Source organism: Mesorhizobium sp. NZP2077, from assembly GCF_013170805.1.
Lineage (GTDB): Bacteria > Pseudomonadota > Alphaproteobacteria > Rhizobiales > Rhizobiaceae > Mesorhizobium.
Genome location: NZ_CP051293.1, coordinates 1,046,380 through 1,066,622, shown reverse-complemented (window position 1 = coordinate 1,066,622; position 20,243 = coordinate 1,046,380). Strand labels below are relative to the sequence as shown.

16 protein-coding genes and 1 pseudogene are annotated in these 20,243 nt (G+C 63.8%); 11 read left to right on the top strand and 6 right to left on the bottom strand.

Annotated elements, in window-relative coordinates; all coding sequences use genetic code 11:
• Positions 1-12 precede the first annotated feature (12 nt).
• From HGP13_RS05160 to HGP13_RS05150, 3 genes are all read left to right on the top strand, one after another.
• Positions 13-330 (top strand): cupin domain-containing protein, encoded by a 318-nt coding sequence (locus HGP13_RS05160; protein WP_246707288.1) that lies wholly within the window; start codon positions 13-15, stop codon positions 328-330.
• A 45-nt stretch (positions 331-375) separates the two neighbouring features.
• Entirely contained in the window at positions 376-720 is a 345-nt protein-coding gene (locus HGP13_RS05155; RefSeq protein ID WP_172222357.1) for a cupin domain-containing protein, read from the top strand.
• 171 nt (positions 721-891) lie between these two features.
• Positions 892-2,400, top strand: coding sequence for an aldehyde dehydrogenase family protein (locus tag HGP13_RS05150; protein WP_172222355.1), 1,509 nt, complete (start codon positions 892-894; stop codon positions 2,398-2,400).
• A 39-nt stretch (positions 2,401-2,439) separates the two neighbouring features.
• Here HGP13_RS05150 and bla read toward each other — a convergent pair whose 3' ends face one another.
• Positions 2,440-3,264 (bottom strand): class A beta-lactamase, encoded by an 825-nt coding sequence (gene bla, locus HGP13_RS05145; RefSeq protein ID WP_246707287.1) that lies wholly within the window; start codon positions 3,262-3,264, stop codon positions 2,440-2,442.
• A gap of 174 nt (positions 3,265-3,438) precedes the next feature.
• Here bla and HGP13_RS05140 point away from each other — a divergent pair.
• Positions 3,439-4,276: pseudogene (locus tag HGP13_RS05140) on the top strand (LysR family transcriptional regulator).
• 79 nt (positions 4,277-4,355) lie between these two features.
• On the opposite strand, the gene HGP13_RS05135 reads toward HGP13_RS05140, so the two are convergent.
• The 5 genes from HGP13_RS05135 to HGP13_RS05115 form a co-directional block, all read right to left on the bottom strand.
• Positions 4,356-6,425, bottom strand: a complete 2,070-nt coding sequence (locus tag HGP13_RS05135; RefSeq protein ID WP_172222350.1) for a 3-hydroxyacyl-CoA dehydrogenase NAD-binding domain-containing protein — start codon at positions 6,423-6,425, stop codon at positions 4,356-4,358.
• A 130-nt stretch (positions 6,426-6,555) separates the two neighbouring features.
• Positions 6,556-7,503, bottom strand: a complete 948-nt coding sequence (locus HGP13_RS05130; RefSeq protein WP_172222347.1) for an ABC transporter permease — start codon at positions 7,501-7,503, stop codon at positions 6,556-6,558.
• Positions 7,504-7,506: 3 nt separating this feature from the next.
• Positions 7,507-8,487, bottom strand: a complete 981-nt coding sequence (locus HGP13_RS05125; RefSeq protein ID WP_172222344.1) for an ABC transporter permease — start codon at positions 8,485-8,487, stop codon at positions 7,507-7,509.
• Position 8,488: 1 nt separating this feature from the next.
• Complete coding sequence (locus HGP13_RS05120) at positions 8,489-9,958, bottom strand: sugar ABC transporter ATP-binding protein (protein ID WP_172222342.1); 1,470 nt, start codon at positions 9,956-9,958, stop codon at positions 8,489-8,491.
• A 49-nt stretch (positions 9,959-10,007) separates the two neighbouring features.
• Positions 10,008-11,021, bottom strand: coding sequence for an ABC transporter substrate-binding protein (locus HGP13_RS05115; protein ID WP_172222339.1), 1,014 nt, complete (start codon positions 11,019-11,021; stop codon positions 10,008-10,010).
• A gap of 196 nt (positions 11,022-11,217) precedes the next feature.
• Here HGP13_RS05115 and HGP13_RS05110 point away from each other — a divergent pair, with 196 nt between their 5' ends.
• The 7 genes from HGP13_RS05110 to HGP13_RS05080 all read left to right on the top strand — a co-directional run bounded on the left by HGP13_RS05110 (position 11,218) and on the right by HGP13_RS05080 (position 20,212).
• Positions 11,218-13,626 carry a glucan 1,4-alpha-glucosidase gene (locus HGP13_RS05110; RefSeq protein WP_172222337.1) on the top strand — a complete coding sequence of 803 codons (2,409 nt, stop codon included), beginning with the start codon at positions 11,218-11,220 and terminating at the stop codon, positions 13,624-13,626.
• 55 nt (positions 13,627-13,681) lie between these two features.
• On the top strand, positions 13,682-14,701 hold the full coding sequence (gene gnd / locus HGP13_RS05105; protein WP_172222334.1) for a phosphogluconate dehydrogenase (NAD(+)-dependent, decarboxylating): 1,020 nt from the start codon (positions 13,682-13,684) through the stop codon (positions 14,699-14,701).
• Positions 14,702-14,723: 22 nt separating this feature from the next.
• Entirely contained in the window at positions 14,724-16,100 is a 1,377-nt protein-coding gene (gene zwf / locus HGP13_RS05100) for a glucose-6-phosphate dehydrogenase (RefSeq protein ID WP_172222332.1), read from the top strand.
• A gap of 14 nt (positions 16,101-16,114) precedes the next feature.
• The gene (locus HGP13_RS05095; protein ID WP_172222329.1) at positions 16,115-16,819 is read left to right on the top strand and encodes an ROK family protein; all 705 of its coding nucleotides are present in this window, start codon (positions 16,115-16,117) and stop codon (positions 16,817-16,819) included.
• A 212-nt stretch (positions 16,820-17,031) separates the two neighbouring features.
• Positions 17,032-17,490, top strand: a complete 459-nt coding sequence (locus HGP13_RS05090; protein ID WP_172222327.1) for a MucR family transcriptional regulator — start codon at positions 17,032-17,034, stop codon at positions 17,488-17,490.
• 223 nt (positions 17,491-17,713) lie between these two features.
• Positions 17,714-18,814: an aminotransferase class I/II-fold pyridoxal phosphate-dependent enzyme gene (locus HGP13_RS05085; protein WP_172222325.1), complete on the top strand. Its 1,101-nt coding sequence runs from the start codon at positions 17,714-17,716 to the stop codon at positions 18,812-18,814.
• A gap of 159 nt (positions 18,815-18,973) precedes the next feature.
• A complete protein-coding gene (locus HGP13_RS05080; RefSeq protein WP_172222323.1) occupies positions 18,974-20,212 on the top strand; it encodes an MFS transporter in 1,239 nt (412 codons plus the stop codon).
• Positions 20,213-20,243 lie beyond the last annotated feature (31 nt).

The following is a 20,243-nucleotide window of genomic DNA, read 5'->3' as shown; positions in this document are numbered from 1 at the left end:
GGAGCTAACCACATGTCGATACCGCATTGGCCGCAGGCCGCGAGCGTGGAACTGGAGGATTGGGGCGCGGGCAGCAACACGCTTGCCGGCGCGCCGCGCGCCTCCGGCAAAATCCTGTCGCAGAACCCCGACGGATCGAGCGAATGCGGCTTGTGGTCCTGCACGCCTGGTACCCGCAAGGTCACCTTTGCCGCCGACGAGTTTTGTCATTTCCTGTCGGGACGCGGCAGCTATGTCCATGACAATGGCGAACAGATTCCGGTCGGGGCCGGAACGCTGGTCTTTTCCGCGCCGGCTGGACCGGCATCTCCATCATCACGCAAACGCTGACCAAGGCCTTCATGTGCCGGTGAGCCTCATTTCAAGGAAATCCCTATGACCACACCAATCATGCAATCGCCGCTCGCCGTCACTGACCTCGTCGACTGGGGCGTCATCCCGACCATGATCGAGGGTGAGTCCCACACCTCGGGCAAGCTGCTCTACAAGGGACCCGAAGGCCGTTCCGAATGCGGGCTATGGGTCTGCACCCCCGGCAAATGGCACTGCCACGTCACCCGCGACGAGTTCTGCCACTTCCTCGAAGGGCGCTGCACCTATGTCCACGCATCCGGCGAGGTCATCGAGATCGAGCCGGACACCGCCGCCTTCTTCCCGCAGGACTGGAAAGGCGTCTGCACCGTCCATGAGACGATCAAGAAGGTCTACATGATCCGCTGAGCCTTTCCGATAGTTCTACCCTGCCGGACACCTGACGCGGCTTTCTGCGCTTCCGGTGCTCACGGACCAAATGTCCGCTGCGCTCGTCGACGGTGTCGACCCCGAAAGCCACGCCATCTGCCTCGGCAGGGCGAATTCTCAAAAAGGCTCCCCACGTGGAGGAGGACAAAAATGCATTTCTCCCCTGACCGGCCGACCTTCTTCGTCAACCCGGACTACCGGCCGATGGCTGGCACGACCAAGCCGGTGATCGATCCGGCGACGCTGGAAACCGTCGGCGCCATCACCGGCGCCAGCGATGGCGAGATCGACGCCGTGCTGACCGCCGCAACCAGGGCGCAGGCTAGCTGGAAAAAACTCGACGCCAAGAGCCGGGCAAAGCATCTGCATGCCGTCGCCAACGCCATCGAGGCGGCTGACTTCACCCGCTGTGCCGAGCTGATGGTGCGCGAGATGGGCAAGCCCTATCCCGAAGCCATCGGTGAGATCGCCAATTGCGCGCCGATCTTCCGCTACTATGCCGAGATGGCGCGCGACGAGGCCGGCAAGATCGCCGGCACGACGCAAGCCGGCTCGTTCCAGTATGCGCGCTACGAGCCTTACGGCGTCTCCGTCCACATCATGCCCTACAACTTTCCGATCCTGCTGATGTGCTGGACCGTCGCGGCGTCGCTCGCCGCCGGCAATGCCTGCATCATCAAGCCGGCCGAGGCGACGACGCTGTCGACGCTGGATTACATGACCGTATTCCGCTCGTTGCCGGAAGGGCTGGTTTCCTGCCTGCCCGGCGGCGCGGCCACGGCGCAGGCTCTGATCACTTCCGAGCGCACCCATGCCGTTGCCTTCACCGGGTCGGTCGCCGCCGGCAAGGCGGTGGCGGTGGCTTGCGCCGAACGCATGAAGCCATGCGTCATCGAAGCCGGCGGCAGCGATCCACTGATCATCAGTGAGCACGCCCCGCTCGAGATCGCGGCGGCCGGCAGCGTCACCGCCGCCTTCCATCTCACCGGCCAGGTCTGCACCTCGGCCGAGCGCTTCTTCGTCGTCGACGCCGTGCATGATCATTTCGTCGAACTGTTCGCCGAAAGGACGCGGGCGCTGCGCATTGGCAACGGCATGGACAAGACCGAGATCGGCCCGCTGGTCAGCGAGGTTGCCCGTGCGAAAGTCATGCGGCTGGTCGACGATGCGATCGCCAATGGCGCCAAGGCGATCACCGGCGGGCGCATTCCGCCGGCGCACAATGTCGGCTGGTTCTACGAACCGACGATCCTCACCGGCGTCACCTCCGACATGGCGATCGTGCGCGAAGAGTGCTTTGGGCCGGTCGCCGCGATCTGCCGGGTGAGGGATTTCGACGAGGCGATCCGGCTTGCCAATGACAGCCCGTTCGGGCTCGGCGCTTCCGTCTTCACATCAGATCTCGCCGAAGCGCATGAGGCGGCCGAGCGGCTCGAGGCCGGCATGGTCTGGGTCAACAATCCGCTGATCGACAATGACGCTCTGCCCTTCGGCGGCTGGAAGGCCTCAGGCCTCGGCCGTGAACTCGGGCGGCAGGGGCTCGACGCCTTCCGCCGCTCGAAGATGGTCATCATCGACCACAGACCGGCAATCCAGGATTGGTGGTATCCCTATCCCGACAGCTGGTTCCGCGAGACCGGCGGCCGCAAGCACGTGTGAGGGCAGCGGCGCTGCAAGGCCGCGCCAATCGATACTGCTTTACGCCTCGATCGCCTCGACTAAAGCGCGCGAAACCGAGGCAATGACAGCATTGCGCTTGGCCAGGTTCTGCTTCGTGCCGGTCAGGTAAACCGACATCAGGATGGGATCGCCTGATGTCGGCCAGATGACAGCCGCGTCGTTGGTGCTGCCGCGATCTCCCGTGCCGGTCTTGTCGCCGCATTTCCAACCCTTCGGCAGCCCTGCCCTGATGCGGTCGTCACCGGTCTTGTTGGCGACCAGCCATTCCACAAGCTGCGCCTGACCTTTATTCGAGAGGCCGTTGCCGAGAGTGAGGCGCTCGAGATTGTTGACCATCGCAAGCGGGGAGATCGTGTCGCGCTTGTCATCGGGCAGTGACTCGTTCAGATCCGGTTCGGTTCGGTCCAACCTGCCCACATCGTCGCCTAGAGACCGCAAGTAGGCCGTCAATTGCGCCGGTCCGCCAAAGGACTCCAGCATGAGATTGCCGGCACCGTTGTCGCTAACCGTGACCGCTGCCTCGCAGATGTCGGCCATCGTCATCTCGGTGCCGATATGCTTCTTCGTGACCGGTGAGTTCGCGACCACGGCATTGTCCGGAACCTTGATGCGCCGATCCAACTGCTCGATGCCGCCGTCGACACGGTGCAAGACCAGCGCAGCGGCCAGCAGTTTGAACGTGCTGCACATCGGGAACAGCTCGTTTTCGCGATAACCGAACTGCGACGTTGTGCCGGAGATGCGACAGGCTACGCCCAGCCGGCCACCGCTTTTCGCCTCAACCTGCCTTATTTTCGGCGTCAGACCATCAAATTTTGTCGGGCTCGTCGCCGCCTTCGCCATCGCGTCAAGCGTGATGGGGACCGTCAAAAACACTGCGAGACCACCGATGAAACTGCGTCTGCTTGTCATGTCCACACTCTCTGTTGCCCCGCACCACAGGACTGGACCCGATCCGGCGCCATCGCAAATGAGTAAACGTCGCCTCCGCCATAAGAAAAACTAGGGCTCGCGCCGATGAAGCGATCACACCTTCCGCTGAATGGCTTGCGTGCCTTCGAGGCCGCCGCCCGGCATCTCAGCTTCACCGGCGCCGGTCTCGAATTGCGCGTCACCCAGGCCGCCATCAGCCATCAGGTCAAGGGCCTTGAGGAGGTGCTTGGCGTCAGGCTTTTCCGCCGGCTGCCGCACGGCCTTGCCCTGAGCGAGGAAGGCGAAGCCTTGCTGCCGGTGCTGAGCGACGCCTTCAACAGGATCAGCGTCACGCTCGACCGCTTCGAGGGCGGCCGCTTCCATGACATCGTCACCGTCGGCGTCGTCGGCACTTTCGCCTCGGGCTGGCTGATCCCAAGATTGCCGCTTGTTTCATCAGGCCTATCCGGACATCGAACTGCGCATCTCGACCAACAACAACCGTGTCAATCTCGCCGCCGACGGTCTCGACTTCGCCATCCGCTTCGGCGACGGCTCCTGGCAAGGGACGGACAACACGCCGTTGCTGCCGGGCTCGTTCTCACCGGCCTGCACGCCCGACATCGCGACGCGCCTGCGTGATCCCTCCGACCTCGCCCGCGAAACGCTGCTGTGTTCGTACCGGGAAGACGAATGGCTGCGCTGGTTCGAGGCGGCGGGCCGCCATTGCCCGCCGATCAAGGGCATCGTTTTCGATTCCTCCGTCACCATGGCCAACGCCGCTGTCCAGGGTGCCGGCGTGGCGCTGCTGCCGGTCTCGATGTTCAGCCGCGAACTTGCTTGCGGCCAGCTGGTCCAGCCCTTCGCCAGCACGGTCGATGTCGGACGCTACTGGCTTTCGGCAAGGCGCAGGCGCCAGAATTCGCAGGCGATGATTGGCTAAAGGCCGAGGCGGCTCGATCTGACGAAGCCTTGGAACCAGCTCCAATCGCGTCCTAGGGACGTTCTCCGTGCCTCCGAGCTCAACTTGGCGCGCCGTCCCAGGAACCGGTTTCGGCCATCCGTTTCAGCAGCGGTGCTGGCTTGAAAACATCCTTGCCGGTTCGCTGATGCCAGTGGTCGAGCCGCTCGATGATCTTGGCCGCCCCTTCGAGGCCAGCCCAGAACATCGGGCCGCCCTTGCCGATGGGAAAGCCGTAGCCATTGACCCAGACGACATCGATGTCGGACGCGCGGACCACTATGCCTTCCTCCAATATCTTGGCGCCCTCATTGACCAGGGGGTAGAGCGTACGCTCGATGATTTCTTCCGCACCGATCGCGCGCGGCTCAATGCCTTTTTCAGCGGCCTTGTCGCGGATCAGTGTCTCGACTTCGGGATCGGGAATGCCTGCCCGCGCACCGGCCTCGTAGAGATAGAAACCCCGGCCGGTCTTCTGGCCGAAACGCCCCTGTTCGCACAGCGTGTCGGCAATGACGGCCGTGAGGCCCCGCGCCTTGCGATTGCGCCAGCCTATATCGAGGCCGGCGAGATCGCCCATCTGGAACGGACCCATCGGCCAGCCGAAATCGGTGAAGGCCTTGTCGATCTGGCTGGGTGTTGCGCCCTCCAGCAGCAACGCCTCCGATTCCGAGCCACGTGCGGCCAGCATGCGGTTGCCGACGAAGCCGTGGCAGACGCCGACGACGACAGCCACCTTGCCGATCCGCCGCGCCATATCGACGACAGTTGCCAGCGCATCGGGTGCGCTCTTGTCGGCCCGCACGATCTCCAGCAGCTTCATGACATTGGCCGGGGAGAAGAAATGCAAGCCGACCACATCCTGTGACCGCGAGATCGAGGCGGCGATTTCATTGATGTCGAGATAGGAGGTGTTGGTGGCAAGGATGGCGCCCGGCTTGGCCACCGCGTCGAGCTTGCCGAACACCTCTTTCTTCACCGCCATGTCCTCGAACACCGCCTCGACGATCAGGTCGCACTCGGCGAGGTCTGCATAGTCGGTGGAACCCTTGAACTGGCCCAGCCGCTGACGCCTGGCATCCTCCGTCATTGAGCCGCGCGAAACGGAGACGGCATAGTTCTTCTCGATCGTGCCAAGTCCGCGTTGTAGCGCTTCCTCGCCGGTTTCCAGCAAGGTGACCGAAAAACCGCCATTCACGAAAGCCATGGCGATGCCGCCGCCCATCGTGCCGGCGCCGATGACGCCGACACGGCCAATCCTGCGCTTGGGCGTGTCCTTGTCGGGAACCTTGGCCGCCTCGTGTTCGGCAAAGAACAGATGGCGCTGCGCCCGCGACTGGTCGCTGGCGACGAGTTTCACGAACAGCGCCCGCTCCGCCGCCAGCGCCTCGTCAAAGGGCAGTGTGACGGCATTGCGCACTGCTTGCGCGCAGGCGATTGGCGCTTCGAGCCCGCGCGCTTTCTTGGCAAGATCAGCCGCTTCGGCATCGAAGGCCGCGAGGTCGGTTTCCCCAAGCAAGTCATCGCGATCACGCACCGGCGTGAACGGACCACCCTTGCGGGCGATTTCCCGGGCAAAGTTCACGGCATGCGTGGCCACATCGCCTTCGAAGACAGCGTCGACGAGGCCCGCTCCATGCGCCTCGGCAGCGCCGATCGGTGTACCCGAGACAATCATCTTCAGGGCCTTCACCGCCCCAACTAGGCGTGGCAGTCGCACCGTGCCGCCGCCGCCGGGCAGCAGGCCGAGCTTCACCTCGGGCAGACCGAGTTTCGCGCCGGCATCGGCAACGCGGAAATGGCAGCCGAGCGCCAGTTCGAGACCGCCGCCGAGGGCCGTGCCGTGGACGGCGGCGACTGTCGGCTTGGCGATGGTTTCCAGCATCGCCACGATGGCGCGCAGATCGGGCTGCCGCACCGGCTTGCCGAATTCGGTGATGTCGGCGCCGGCGACAAAAGTCCGGCCGGCGCAGGCGATGACGATAGCCGCGACCGAAGCATCATCGCGCAAGGCAACCAGCGCCTGCATCAGCGGCTCGCGGACATGAAAGCTCAGTGCGTTGACCGGCGGATTGTCGATGGTGACGAAGGCGACGCCGTTCTCGTTCACGACGCTGACAGAACTGGACAATCAGAGCCCTCCCGAGGCCAACTGTGATCGCGCAAGGGTTTACTAGGGCGCGCCGCGAATGGGAACCCGATGTTGGTCTGGCCTAACGATTGTCCGGGAGCTCAGCGTCGACGCGTCGTGATCCTCCACGCTAGCGCACCGCCTTCTCCCCACCCGCAGCGGTGATAACCCCGACGATGATCAGCCCGGTCAGCAGCAGCCGCACCCCGGCACTCACCCCAAAGGTGTTGAGCATGGTCAAAAGCAGCACCAAAAACAGCGCCGCGCCCCAGACGCCCGGCACATTGGCCTTGCCGCCGGCCACCGACGTGCCGCCGATGACGACGACGGCGATCGAGGCCAGCAGATATTCATTGCCGATATCGACATTGGCGCCGCGGAAATAACCGGCCAGCAGCGCGCCATCGATGCCGCCGAGCGCCCCCGACAGCGTGTAGGTGAGGAAGCGGATGCGGCCGACATTGACGCCGGCGAGCCAGGCGGCGCGGATGTTCTGGCCGATCGCCAGCACCGAGCGGCCATAGATCATGCGCTGCAAGGCGATGGCCGCCCCGATGGTGAACAGCACGGTGAGGATCGCCAGCACCGGAATGCCCAGGACCTGCCAGTTGGCGAAATCGGCGAAGCCGGGCGGCGGCTTGATCTGCAGCCCACGCCCATAGCTGATGTCGATCGACTGGATGATGAAGCTCGCCGACAGCGTGGCGATGATCGGCGGAATGCGTAGCGCCCAGATCAGCAGGTAGTTCACCGCGCCGATCGCAGCACCGCAGGCGAGTGCCGCCAGCAGCCCCACCACGATCATGGAATCGCTGCCGGCCATGACCTTCATGGCGACGGCGCTGGCGAGACCAATATTGGCCGGCAGCGACAGGTCGACATTGCCCGGTCCGAGCGTGATGACGAACATCTGACCGACGCCGACGATGACCGTGAACACGGCGAGCGACAAGGCGGCGGTGACCATGCCGCCGGCGCCATAGCCGCCGGTGAAGGCGATCGTTGCCAGCCACACCAACAAGGCGCCGACAAACGACCAGATCCAGGGTTTGGCAACCAGCGATCTAACCAGTGCCATCGCTCACCTCTCCCTGCGGCTGATCAGCACCCGCGCCGCCAACACGATGATCAGGATGGCGCCATTGGCCGCCACCTGCCAATCGGGCGGGATGTGCATGAAGGTGAGCAGCGGCGAAGCCGCCAGCGCCAGTGTCAGCGCGCCGATCACCGCGCCGATCGGCGACACCCGGCCGCCGACGAATTCACCGCCGCCCAGGATGACGCCGGCAATCGCAAGCAGCGTGTAGCCATTGCCGATATTGGCGTCGGCCGAGGTGGTGATGCCGATCAGCGCCATGCCGGACAGCACGCCGAACAGGCCGGCCAGCGCAAACAGCACGATCTTTGTCTTCAGCAGCGACCAGCCGGCGCGCTTGAGTGCCGCCGGATTGCCGCCGGAGCCGCGCAGGATGACGCCATAGGAGGTACGCATCAGGCCGAAGTGGACCATGTGCCCGATCAGCAGCGCCGCGATGATCGGGAACGGCACGAAAGGCGGCTTGAACGCCATGAGCCCAAGCAGCCAGTCCGGCGCCTTGCCGCCGGGCTTGGGCAAAACGAGGATGGCGAGCCCCTGCCAGACGAAGCTCATGCCGAGCGTCACCACAATCGACGGCAGATTGCGCAGATGGGTCAGCGCGCCGAGCAGCGCATAGATACCGATCGATCCGAGCAGGATGGCGACACCGATGAACGGCGCGTCCTTCAGCCAGGTCGCGGTGACGCAGCCGACGAAACCGACAAAGGTACCGATCGACAGGTCGAGCTCGTTTCCGGCGATTACGAACATCTGCGCGATCGTCGCCAATGCGATCGGGATCGCCAGGTTCAGCATCAGGCTGAAGCCGAAATAGCTGATGGCGCGCGGGTTGAGCCAGGCGATGGCGAGCAGCACCAGCGTCAACGACAGCGCCGGCAGCAGCCCGCGCAACAGGCGGGCGCGGGCCAGTGCGCCACGCTCGGCGGAGTTCTTTCGGCCGGTGTCGAGGCTCGCCGCCGTCATCTCAGGCCGCGTCGCCGAAGGAGGATTGGATGATCTTCTCTTCCGTCAATTCGTCGCGGCGCAGATTGGCGACGATGCGGCCGTTCTTGAAGACATAGACATGGTCGCAATTGTCGAGCTCTTCCGTTTCCGTGGTGTACCAGAGGAAGGTGCGGCCATTGCGCGCCTCTTCGCGAACAAGGTCATAGACCTCGAGCTTTGTGCCGATGTCGACGCCACGCATCGGATCGTCCATCAGCACGATTTCCGCATCCGAGCCGAGCGCGCGGGCAAACAACGCCTTCTGCTGGTTGCCGCCCGACAGCGAAAAAATGTTGTTGCTCATGTCGGGCGTGCGGATGCCGATCTTCTTCTGCCAGACCGCGGCAAGTTCGGCCTCGCGCTGCGGCGAGATCAGCAGCCCGCTGCGCAGCCGTGCCAGCGAGCGGATGCCGATATTTTCAGCGATCGACCATTGCGGGAAGATGCCGTCCGACTGGCGGTCCCCGGCGACCAGCGCCACAGGTGCTGTCACCTCGATGCCTGCCTTGGCGCGCGAGGCCCCGCTGAAGATCGCCAGCAGCAGATCGGTCTGGCCGTGTCCGGCCAGTCCGGCAAGGCCGATGATCTCACCGGCGCAGGCAACGAGGTCGGTGCCGTCCTTCTGCGCGGCGGGACGCGCCCGAACCCGCAACGGGCTGGCCGCCGGTTTGGTTGCGGCAATCTCCGCCGCGATTTTCTGGCGCGCTTCCGCACCGCCCATCGCCGTCACCAGCCGGTCGCGGTCGAAGGCATTTGCCGCGTCGGCGACGACCACCTTGCCGTCGCGCATCACCACGATGCGGTCGGCGTTTTTCAGCACTTCGCCCAGCACATGCGAAATCAGGATGCAGCTTTTGCCACTGGCGACAAAGCGGCGGACAAAGGCCAGCAGCTGGCCGGCCGTATGCGCGTCGAGCGACGAGGTCGGCTCGTCGAGGATGACGAGGTCAAGCCGGTCCTGCGTGACCGTGAAGGCCCGTGCCACTTCGACCATCTGGCGCCGCCCGATCGACAGATCGCCGACAATGTCCCAGGCCGAGATGCCATGGTCAGGAAAAATCTCGTCCAGCTTGGCGGTGATGAGTGCTGCCGCCTTGCGCCGCCAGCCGAAGCCTGAGAGCGACGCGTGGTTGATGCGCGTGTTCTCGGCGACGCTGAGATTGGGGCACAGCGACAGTTCCTGGAACACGCAGCGTATGCCGAGTTTTTGCGCCCGCGATACCGAGTAGTTGTCTTCGATGCCGCCATGCACGCCGATCTTGCCGCTGTCGGGCGTGAGTGTGCCCGTCACCATGTGCATCAGCGTCGATTTGCCGGCGCCATTGTGGCCGACGAGGCCGACGCATTCGCCGGGGCCGACATGAAAGTCCACCCCGCCAAGCGCTCGAACGGCGCCGAAATGTTTTTCGGCGCCGTTCAGTCTGATGATGTCAGCGTTCCCTTCAGGCATGCTTAGAGATATCCGCGCGATGATACGAAGGGCAACGCTGCCGTGACACTTACTTGATGTTGGCCTTGATCGCCGCGAGGGCGTCTTCCTGCGTGTATTCGTGGGTGGCGACGCCGCCTTCCTTGATCTTCGGCAGCGCTGCCTCGAAATCGTCCTGGGTGAAGGCGAGATACGGCACCAGCAGATCGTGCGGAATGTCCTTGCGGCCATCGAGCACCTGCTGCGCCACCCAGAAGGCGAGTGACGACACGCCGGGCGCGATCGAAGCCGACCAGGTCTTGTAGCCGTCCTTGTCTTTCTGCTCCTTCCACCACTTCAGCTCGTCCTGGCGGTTGCCCATGATGATGGTCGGGCGCGGCTTGCCGGCGGCGGCGAAAGCCTGTGCGGCGCCATAGCCGTCACCGCCCTGGTCGACGATGCCGACGACATCAGGCAGCGAGGGCAGGATGGTGGCGACCGCCTTCTGGGCGGTGGTCTGATCCCAGTCGCCGGTCACCGAGCCGACGATCTTGAATTCGGGATGGGCGGCGACTCCTTCGAGGATGCCGGCATGGATGGCATCATCGATCGAGGTGCCGGCCAGTCCACGGATTTCCAGCAGGTTCCCGCCCTTGGGCTGGAACTTGGCCATCTGTTCGACTTCCTGCTTGCCCATGTCCTTGAAGTCGACGACGACGCGGTAGGCGCAGGGTTCGGTGACGGTGCCGTCGAAGGAAACGACAGTGATGCCGGCATCGCAGGCCTGCTTGATGGCGCCGTTGAGCGCGTCCGGCGAGGCGGCGTTGATGACGATGGCGTCATAGCCCTGCAGGATCAGGTTCTGCACCTGCGCGGCCTGCGTCGGCACTTCCTTGTCGGCGGTGGTGAAGATGTCGGCGGCGCCGACGACCTTGTCGTCGACCGCCTTCTTGGTGACGATGCCATAGCTGTCGAGCATCGCCTGTCGCCACGAATTGCCGGCGTAATTGTTGGAGAATGCGATCTTCTTGCCGCTGGTGTCGGCAAGCGCTGTGCCCGAGGCCAACATAGCCGCCAGCGCACCCAGAACGAGCAGTTTCTTCATATGATTTCCTCCCAAAGTTGCTAGTTTCGCCTGATGATCGTTACGCCCAGTCCCTGTTTTTTATCTATTGTCAGACAAATTCAGACGAACCGCAAGCTGTCAACTGCAAAGCTTGGCATGCCTTCGATCAACTTGCGGTGCGATGATTGAAAAAGCCGTCGGCACATGGTCTAGGAGCACGACAGGAGACCAATTGATGGCAGTAACGCCGACCGTTGCCAAAGGCGCGCCCGGAATACCGGCCCGCTGGACATCAAGCGCCAAGAGTGGCGTCGGCACCGCGTTTTCAGCCAAGAGCCCGCTGTGGTTCACCATCAGTCACGGCATCTTGAACGAGATCTACTATCCGCGTCTCGACAGCGCCTGTACGCGCGACATGGAGCTGATCGTCACCGGCCCCGGTGGCTATTTCTCGGAAGAGAAGCGCGACGCCGCGCACGCAGTAGCGCCGTTCGAGGATGGCGTCCCGGGCTACAGGCTGACCAACACCGCGACAGACGGCGCCTACCGTATCGAAAAGCGTATCATTACGGATCCGAAACGGCCCGTCCTGCTGCAGGAGATCGCATTCGTACCGCTGAAAGCCTCAGTGGCCAACTACCATGTCTACACGCTGCTTGCGCCGCACCTCGTCAACGCCGGCATGGGCAACACTGCCTGGGCCGGCGAACACAAGGGCCAGCGCATGCTCTTCGCCACCGGGCGCGGCGTATCGCTGGCGCTGGTCTCCTCGCTGCCCTGGAATAGCTGTTCGGCCGGCTATGTCGGCGTCTCCGACGGATGGCAGCAATTGCAGAACGGCGGCGTGCTGGATCCCTCCTGTCAACGGGCGGAAGACGGCAATGTCGCCCTGACCGGCGAGATCGGCTTTTCCGCCGGCAAGACCACGGCCTTGCTGGCGCTCGGCTTCGGCGCGTCGCCGGAAGCAGCCGCCGACCTGGCGCTGGCCAGTCTCAAGCAGGGTTTCGACGCCGCCGCGCAAACCTATGTCGAGAACTGGCGGACATTCCAGGCCGGGCTTGAGAAGCTCGACCGCCACACCGCCTCCGGACTGAACACCTATCGTGTGAGCACAGCGGTTCTGGCCTCGCATCTCTCGGTCGCCAGACCGGGTGCTGCCGTTGCCAGCCTGTCGATCCCATGGGGCTTCAACAAGGGCGACGACGATCTCGGCGGCTACCATCTGGTCTGGCCGCGCGACCTGGTCGAGACCGCCGGCGGTTTCCTTGCCGCCGGCGACGGCAAACAGGCGCTGCAGATCTTGACCTATCTGCGCTCGATCCAGCAGCCGGACGGTCACTGGCCGCAGAATGTCTGGTCGGACGGCACCGCCTACTGGCCCGGCATCCAGATGGATGAATGCGCCTTCCCGCTGCTTCTGGCCGATGCCTTGCGCCGCGCCGGCCACCTGCCGCGCGCTAGGCTCGCCGATTTCCTGGCTATGATCGAGACCGCCGCCTCCTATGTCGTGCGCAACGGCCCCGTCACCGGCGAGGACCGCTGGGAGGAAGACGCCGGCTACAGCCCGTTCACGCTGGCCGTCGAGATCGCCGCGCTGCTTGCCGCCGCGGATATGCTGGATGTCGTTGGAAAGAGTGAGCCGGCAAACTACCTGCGTGAAACCGCTGATTGCTGGAACGATCAGGTCGAACGCTGGACCTACGTCACAGGCACTCAGGTCTGCATCGAGGCCGGCGTCAGAGGCTACTATGTCCGCATCGCGCCGCCCGACGATGCGGGCGCCGCTGCGCCGAAGGACGGCTTCGTGCCGATCAAGAACCGGCCGCCAGGCGACACCGACAAGCCGGCGGAAGCCATAATCAGCCCCGACGCTCTGGCCCTGGTTCGCTTTGGCCTCAGGGCGGCCGACGACCCGCGCATCGTCGATACCGTCAAGGCCGTCGATACCCTTTTGCGTTGCGATCTGCCGCAAGGCCCGGTCTGGTACCGCTACACCAGCGACGGCTATGGCGAGCACGAGGATGGCACGCCTTTTGACGGCACTGGCCAGGGACGCGCATGGCCCCTGGTCACCGGCGAGCGGGCGCATTATGAGCTGGCGGCTGGCCGCAAGGAGAAAGCCGCGGAGCTTCTCGATACCTTCGAGCGCTCGGCGGGTATAGGCGGGCTGCTGCCGGAACAGGTCTGGGACAGCCCGGATGTGCCGGACCGCGAACTGTGGCTGGGCAAACCGTCCGGCAGCGCCATGCCGCTGGTCTGGGCGCATGCCGAGCACATTAAGCTGTTGCGGTCGCTGCGCGACGGCGCGGTTTTCGACATGCCGCCGCAAGGCGTCGAGCGCTACATCCAGGGCAAGACAGGCTCGCCGCTCAGGATATGGCGCTTCAACAACAAGATCCGCTCCATTCCGGCCGGCAAGGTTTTGCGCGTCGAGCTTTCGGCGCCGGGCGTTGTCCGTTGGAGCAGCGACAAATGGCTGACGATCGAGGACCACAAGACCAGTGAAAACGCTTTCGGCGTCCATCTGGTCGACCTGCCCGTCGCCGAACTGGTGCAGGGGAGCACGCTCGTCTTCACTTTTTTCTGGCCCGATGCGATGCGTTGGGAGAATGTCGACTTCAGCGTCGACATTGACGCATCATGATGAAAGCAGCCGGGCCGATAGATTTTTTCTTTCCTCAAGCAATCGGGACGAAACCATGCAGATCGGAATGATGGGACTGGGCCGGATGGGCGCCAACATGGTGCGCCGCCTGATGCGCGACGGCCATGAATGCGTCGTCTACGACATCAACGCGGCAAGCGTCGCGGCCCTGGTGAGCGACGGTGCACTGGGGGCGGCATCCCTGACGGAATTCGTCGGCAAGCTCGCCAAGCCACGCTGTGTCTGGCTGATGCTGCCGGCAGCCATCACCGGCAAGATCATCGACCAGGTCGCGGCCCTGATGGAACCCGGCGACATCGTCATCGACGGCGGCAATTCCTACTATCACGACGCCGTCGACCAGGCCGCGAAATTGGCCACCAAGGGCATCCATCTCGTCGATGTCGGCACCAGCGGCGGTGTCTGGGGCCTGGAGCGTGGCTACTGCCTGATGATCGGCGGTCCCGACGTGGCGGTGCAGCATCTCGATTCGGTCTTCGCCACGCTGGCGCCTGGTGCCGATACCGGCGCGCCCACTCCGGACAAGGCTACTGCCGGCACTGCACCGTTCGGCTACCTGCATTGCGGTCCGAGTGGCGCCGGCCACTTCGTCAAGATGGTGCATAACGGCATCGAATATGGCGTCATGGCCGCCTACGCCGAAGGCATGAACATCCTGAAATCGGCCAATGCCGGCAAGCGGCAACGCACGGCGGATGCCGAGACCAGCCCGCTGGAAAACCCGCAATACTACCAGTTCGACATCGACCTTCCGCAGGTGGCCGAGGTCTGGCGCCACGGCAGCGTCATCGGCTCCTGGCTGCTCGATCTCACCGCCGGTGCCTTGAAGAGCGATCCGGCCCTGGCACAGTTCGGCGGCCGGGTTTCGGATTCCGGCGAGGGCCGCTGGACGCTGAAGGCGGCGATCGACACCGGCGTGCCGGCGCCGGTGCTGTCCTCGGCGCTGTTCGATCGCTTCTCCTCGCAAGGCGAATCCGAATTCGCCGACAAGTTGTTGTCCGCCATGCGCTATGCCTTCGGCGGCCATCTCGAAAAGCCGAAGGCCGGCAAGTGACGCCACAGCAGGAGACGCACGCATGAGCCAGGAACGGTCCGACACGCTGGTGCTCTTCGGGGCGACCGGCGACCTCGCCCACAAGAAGATATTTCCAGCCCTGTACCAGATGGTCGCCAAGGGCACGCTCACCGAACCGGTGATCGGCGTCGCCTTCGACGCCTGGGATTTGAAGCAGTTGCAGGACCGCGCCCGCGACGGCATCGTCCACGCCCTCGGCGCCATCGACGAGACGGTGTTCGCCAAATTCGCCTCGCTGCTGCGCTATGTCAGCGGCGACTATCGCGATGGGGCCACGTTCGAGAAGCTGAAGACCGCGCTCGGCAGCGCCCGGCGGCCGCTGCACTACATGGCGGTGCCGCCGACCATGTTCGAGACTGTCGTGCAAGGGTTGGAGCAGTCGGGCACCGCGCATGGTGCGCGGCTGATGGTGGAAAAGCCCTTCGGCCATGATCTGCAGTCGGCACGCTGGCTGAACCGGGTGCTGCATCTGGTGTTCGACGAACAGTCGATCTTCCGCATCGACCACTATCTCGGCAAGGAAGCGATCCAGAACCTGCTCTATTTCCGCTTCGCCAATTCTTTCCTCGAGCCGATCTGGAACCGCAATTACGTCGAGAGCGTGCAGATCACCATGGCCGAGGATTTCGGCGTCGAAGGGCGCGGTAAATTCTATGACGATGTCGGCTGCATCCGGGACGTCATCGAGAACCATCTGCTCAACATCCTGTTGCTTCTCGCCATGGAGCCGCCGGTCGGCCGCTCCGCCGACGATCTGATCGACGAGAAGGTGCAGGTGCTGCGCGCCATCCGCACGCTGACCAGGGACGACGTCGTGCGCGGCCAGTTCACCGGCTATCTCGCCGAGCCCGGCGTTAAGCCGAACTCGCCGGTCGAGACCTTCGCGGCGGTGCGCTTCTTCGTCGACACCTGGCGCTGGCAGGACGTGCCGTTCTTCATCCGCGCCGGCAAGAACATGCCGGTGCATGTCACCGAAGTGGTGGTGCGGCTGAAGCGGCCGCCGCTCGACGTCTTCGATCCGATCAAGCCCGCCGACCAGAATTACGTGCGTTTCCGCATCGACCCGCAGGTGGTGATCGCCATCGGCGCCCAGCGCAAGGCGCCCGGCGATGACATGGTCGGCGAGCAGGTAGAACTGACGGCGCTCGACGACAGCAAGGCCGACATGCCGCCTTACGAACGGCTGATCGGCGACGCCATGAACGGCAATGGCCAGCTCTTCACGCGCCAGGACGCGGCCGAACTCGCCTGGCGCATTGTCGGCCCGGTGCTTGGCGACACCACGCCGCCGCATCTCTACGAGCCGAAGACATGGGGGCCGGCGGACGCCATGGCCGGCTTCGGGCCGCCAAATGGCTGGATCGATCCGGTGGCATGAGGGGAGAGGACGCGATGGCCAAGGCGGTGAAGCAGACAGCATCCGACGCCGAGCAGATCGTTCTGGCGATCGACATTGGCGGCTCGCACGTCAAGATCCTGACCAGCGCCGGTGGTGCCGAGCGTCGGGACGATTCCGGCCCGGACCTGACGCCGCAGCAGATGGTCGACAAGGTGAAGAAACTCGCCGAAGGTTTGTCCTATGACGTCATCTCGATGGGCTATCCCGGCCCGGTGCGTCACAACAAGCCGGTGCTCGACCCCAAGAATCTCGGCAAGGGTTGGGCCGGCTTCGATTTCGCCGCGCAGTTCGGCAAGCCGGTCAAGCTGGTCAACGACGCGTTGATGCAGGCCATCGGCAGCTATGAGGGCGAGCGCATGCTGTTCCTCGGCCTCGGAACCGGCCTCGGCGCGGCGATGATCGCCGACCATGTAGGCCTGCCCATGGAACTCGCCCACCTTCCTTACAAGAAGGCCAAGAGCTTCGAGGATTATGTCGGTGAACGTGGCTTGGAAAGGCGCGGCAAGAAGAAATGGCGCGAATCTGTTTTCGACGTCGTCAACCGGCTGCGCGCCGCCCTCCAGCCAGACTATGTCGTCATTGGCGGCGGCAATGTCGACAAGCTCGACGAGTTACCGGCCGACTCCAGGCGCGGTGACAACACACGTGCCTTCGAAGGCGGATTTCGTCTGTGGCGAGACAAGGCGTTGATCGTCTGATAGTATTACAGTTTAGTATAGTTGTTCAAAATAACGTGTGACGCCGCGCTAAATCATTGCGTTATGCAGATTTGCCGACTAGGAATTTCGCGTACTGCCCGCGTGCTCCACTGGATACGCTAAAGACGCTTCAGCATTTTTTGATTTTAGTGCCTCGTCCTTTCGAAAACGATCCCCATTTTCGAGGCCGTGCGCCATAGACGGAGGAAGAATTGACCGACGATAGCAACGACGCTCGCACCGACCTTCTCGAGCTGACCGCCCACATCGTGTCCGCTTACGTTGAAAAGAACCGCTTGCCCGTCTCCGGCCTGGCCGACCTCATCGCCAGCGTCGCCACCTCGATCGGCGGGCTCGGCAAGCCGGCCGTGCCAGTGGCAGAACCGCTGGTTCCCGCAGTCAACCCGAAGAAGTCGGTGACGCCGGATTTCATCATCTGCCTCGAAGACGGCAAGAAGTTCAAATCGCTGAAGCGCCATCTCGGTGTGCATTTCAACCTGACCCCGGACGCCTACCGCGCCAAATGGGGCCTGCCATCGGACTATCCGATGGTTGCTCCTAACTACGCCGCCTCGCGTTCGCAGCTGGCGAAGTCGATCGGCCTCGGCCGCAAGGCCGCCGAAGTGGTGCCCGTCAAGGCCAAGGGCCGCAAGGCCAAGGTTTCGGCCTGAGCAGTTCAGTCCTGAGCCAATATTTAGGATAACTGGAACAGAAGCCTGCCGGCGAATTCGCCTTGGCAGGCTTCGTGCTTTTGTGGCTTGGATAGCCAGAGCATGATCCCGAAAAGTGGAAACCGGTTTTCGGAACAGATCATGCTCCAGCAAAGAGATGGATCAGGACGGCGGTTCAATTAAGCGTCTTCCTGATCCGGACAGGATGATCCGGGGGGAAGCCATGAACTACACCAGGATGGTGATCGAGAAGGAAGCGCCGGAGGAATACGGCTACGACCGCATCCGCTACAATCTCTCCGAAAGCTCGATCGCCGACCAGAAGCTTTCCGACATCGGCCTGTCGCTGCCCGACCTGACGCTCTTCTATGGCGAGCATCGCGGCGACAAGGACTTGCGTGCGCTGATCGCGGCGCAGGATGCCGGCGTTTCGCCCGGTGATGTCCTGGTCACCGCCGGGGCCGCTGGCGCGCTGTTCATCATCTCGACATCGCTTCTGTCGGCGAGCGACCATCTCGTCGTCATCAGGCCGAACTACGCCACCAACATCGAAACCCCACGGGCAATCGGCTGCGCCATCAGCTTTGTCGACCTCGCCTTCGAGGACGGCTTTGTCATCGACGTCGAGGCCATCAAGGCGGCGATGCGGCCGAACACGAAGCTGATCAGCGTTACCTGTCCGCACAACCCGACCGGCACGATGATGAGCCGTGCCGAACTCGACGCATTGGTGGCGCTCGCGGAGGCCAGCAACTGCCATTTGCTGGTCGACGAGACCTATCGCGACCTTTCCTATGGCAGGCGCCTGCCATCGGCGGCCTCCTTGAGCCCGAAGGCGATCAGCGTTTCGTCGCTGTCGAAAGCCTTCGGCATTCCCGGCATCCGCATCGGCTGGCTGATCACCGGGGATGCGGTTCTTCAGGAGACATTCCTCGCCGCCAAGGAGCAGATCGGCATTTGCGGCAGCGTCATCGACGAAGGCATTGCGCGCGGCATGCTGGAGCGCCGGGATGCCTTCTTGGGCGTGCTGCTGCCCGAAATGGCCAGGCGCCGCGACATCGTCCAGGCCTGGATCGACCGCGAGCCGCTGGTCGACTGGATCAGGCCCGAAGGCGGTGTCGTCGGCTTTCCTCGCCTCAATGTCGATCCCGGCTTCGATCTCGACCGCTTCTATGTCGATCTGCTGGAAAATCATGGCACCTATGTCGGGCCCGGCCACTGGTTCGAAATGGAAAAACGCTTCTTCCGCGTCGGTTTTGGCTGGCTGACGGAAGCCGAATTGCGGGGCGGCCTCGACGCCATTTCGGCCGCGCTGCGACGGTAACTTCCTTATGCGATCGAAGGAACAGCATGAAAATCCCTTGATCCAGGCCTGATTTTAACGCACATCCCGCCGCGAACTTTGTTAGACGTTCCATTGGTCGGACCAGCGCCCTTCTGGGAAGTGCCCCGCCGATCAATGCCATCGCAACGGGGCCTCTCCATGACATCAGTACAAACTTCACCGGAGCAGCGTTACGCCGCCTTCCGGCACAAAGCCTTCCTCAGCTACTGGACGGCGCGTTTCCTCACCACTTTCGCCACCATGATCGTGTCCGTCGCGGTCGGCTGGCAGATCTATGATCTGACGCGCGACCCCTTCGACCTCGGCATTGTCGGCATCGTCCAGTTCCTGCCCTCGCTGCTCTTGGTGCTGGTCACCGGCGTCGTCGCCGACCGCTTCGGCCGCCGGCTGATCATGGCGCTGGCAACGGTGGTCGAGGCGAGCTGCGCGCTCGTTCTCCTGTACTTCACGGTGCGCGGCCTCGTCAGTCCGCTGCCGATCTTCGTCGTTCTGGCGCTGTTCGGCATGGCGCGTGCCTTTTACGGACCGGCCTCGTCGTCGCTGTTCGCCAATCTGGTGCCGCCGGAGGATTTCGGCAATGCGATTGCCTGGAACTCGTCCGCCTGGCAGACGGCAACCATCGTTGGGCCGGTCGCCGGCGGCCTGCTCTACGGCGTTTCGCCGGAGGCTGCATACGCCGTCGCCTCTGTGCTGATGCTGGTGGCTGGTCTGCTGATCTTCACCATTCCCAAGCCTGCCCAGCAGACCGCCACCGACAAGCCGACGATGGAGACGCTGTTTGCCGGCTTCCGCTACATCTGGAGCGAGAAGATCGTGCTTGGCGCCATCTCGCTCGACCTCTTCGCCGTGCTCCTGTCCGGCGCCTCGGCGCTGTTGCCGGTCTATGCGCGCGATATTCTTGAACTCGGCCCATGGGGCCTCGGCCTGCTGCGCTCCGCGCCCGGCATCGGCGCCATCTGCGTCGCGGTCTGGCTGGCCGGGCACCCGCTTCGCGACAATGCCGGCAAGATCATGCTCGGCTTCGTCGCGGCATTCGGCGCCTGCACCGTATTGTTCGGCCTGTCGACCGTCACTTGGCTGTCGATCGTCGCATTGGCCCTTCTCGGCGCCACCGACATGTTCAGTGTTTATATCAGGGAGACGCTCATCCAGTTGTGGACGCCGGACGAGGTGCGCGGCCGCGTCAATGCCGTGAACCAGGTTTTCGTCGGTGCCTCCAACGAAGTCGGCGAATTCCGGGCCGGCACCATGGCGGCGCTGATCGGCACCGTGCCGGCGGTGGTGATCGGCGGCGTCGGCGCCATCGCGGTCGCCGGGCTGTGGGCGTATCTGTTCCCGCAATTGCGCAAGGTGCGCCACCTCAGCGGGCGAAACTGACACTCAGCAAGATACATCACCCTGCCACAGG

Bases quoted from the DNA above. Each gene is read 5' to 3' on its own strand.
- HGP13_RS05160 (WP_246707288.1), top strand. From the start codon at position 13: ATGTCGATACCGCATTGGCCGCAGGCCGCGAGCGTGGAACTGGAGGAT.
- HGP13_RS05155 (WP_172222357.1), top strand. From the start codon at position 376: ATGACCACACCAATCATGCAATCGCCGCTCGCCGTCACTGACCTCGTC.
- HGP13_RS05150 (WP_172222355.1), top strand. From the start codon at position 892: ATGCATTTCTCCCCTGACCGGCCGACCTTCTTCGTCAACCCGGACTAC.
- bla (WP_246707287.1), bottom strand. From the start codon at position 3,264: ATGGCGAAGGCGGCGACGAGCCCGACAAAATTTGATGGTCTGACGCCG.
- HGP13_RS05130 (WP_172222347.1), bottom strand. From the start codon at position 7,503: ATGGCACTGGTTAGATCGCTGGTTGCCAAACCCTGGATCTGGTCGTTT.
- HGP13_RS05125 (WP_172222344.1), bottom strand. From the start codon at position 8,487: ATGACGGCGGCGAGCCTCGACACCGGCCGAAAGAACTCCGCCGAGCGT.
- HGP13_RS05120 (WP_172222342.1), bottom strand. From the start codon at position 9,958: ATGCCTGAAGGGAACGCTGACATCATCAGACTGAACGGCGCCGAAAAA.
- HGP13_RS05115 (WP_172222339.1), bottom strand. From the start codon at position 11,021: ATGAAGAAACTGCTCGTTCTGGGTGCGCTGGCGGCTATGTTGGCCTCG.
- HGP13_RS05110 (WP_172222337.1), top strand. From the start codon at position 11,218: ATGGCAGTAACGCCGACCGTTGCCAAAGGCGCGCCCGGAATACCGGCC.
- gnd (WP_172222334.1), top strand. From the start codon at position 13,682: ATGCAGATCGGAATGATGGGACTGGGCCGGATGGGCGCCAACATGGTG.
- zwf (WP_172222332.1), top strand. From the start codon at position 14,724: ATGAGCCAGGAACGGTCCGACACGCTGGTGCTCTTCGGGGCGACCGGC.
- HGP13_RS05095 (WP_172222329.1), top strand. From the start codon at position 16,115: ATGGCCAAGGCGGTGAAGCAGACAGCATCCGACGCCGAGCAGATCGTT.
- HGP13_RS05085 (WP_172222325.1), top strand. From the start codon at position 17,714: ATGAACTACACCAGGATGGTGATCGAGAAGGAAGCGCCGGAGGAATAC.
- HGP13_RS05080 (WP_172222323.1), top strand. From the start codon at position 18,974: ATGACATCAGTACAAACTTCACCGGAGCAGCGTTACGCCGCCTTCCGG.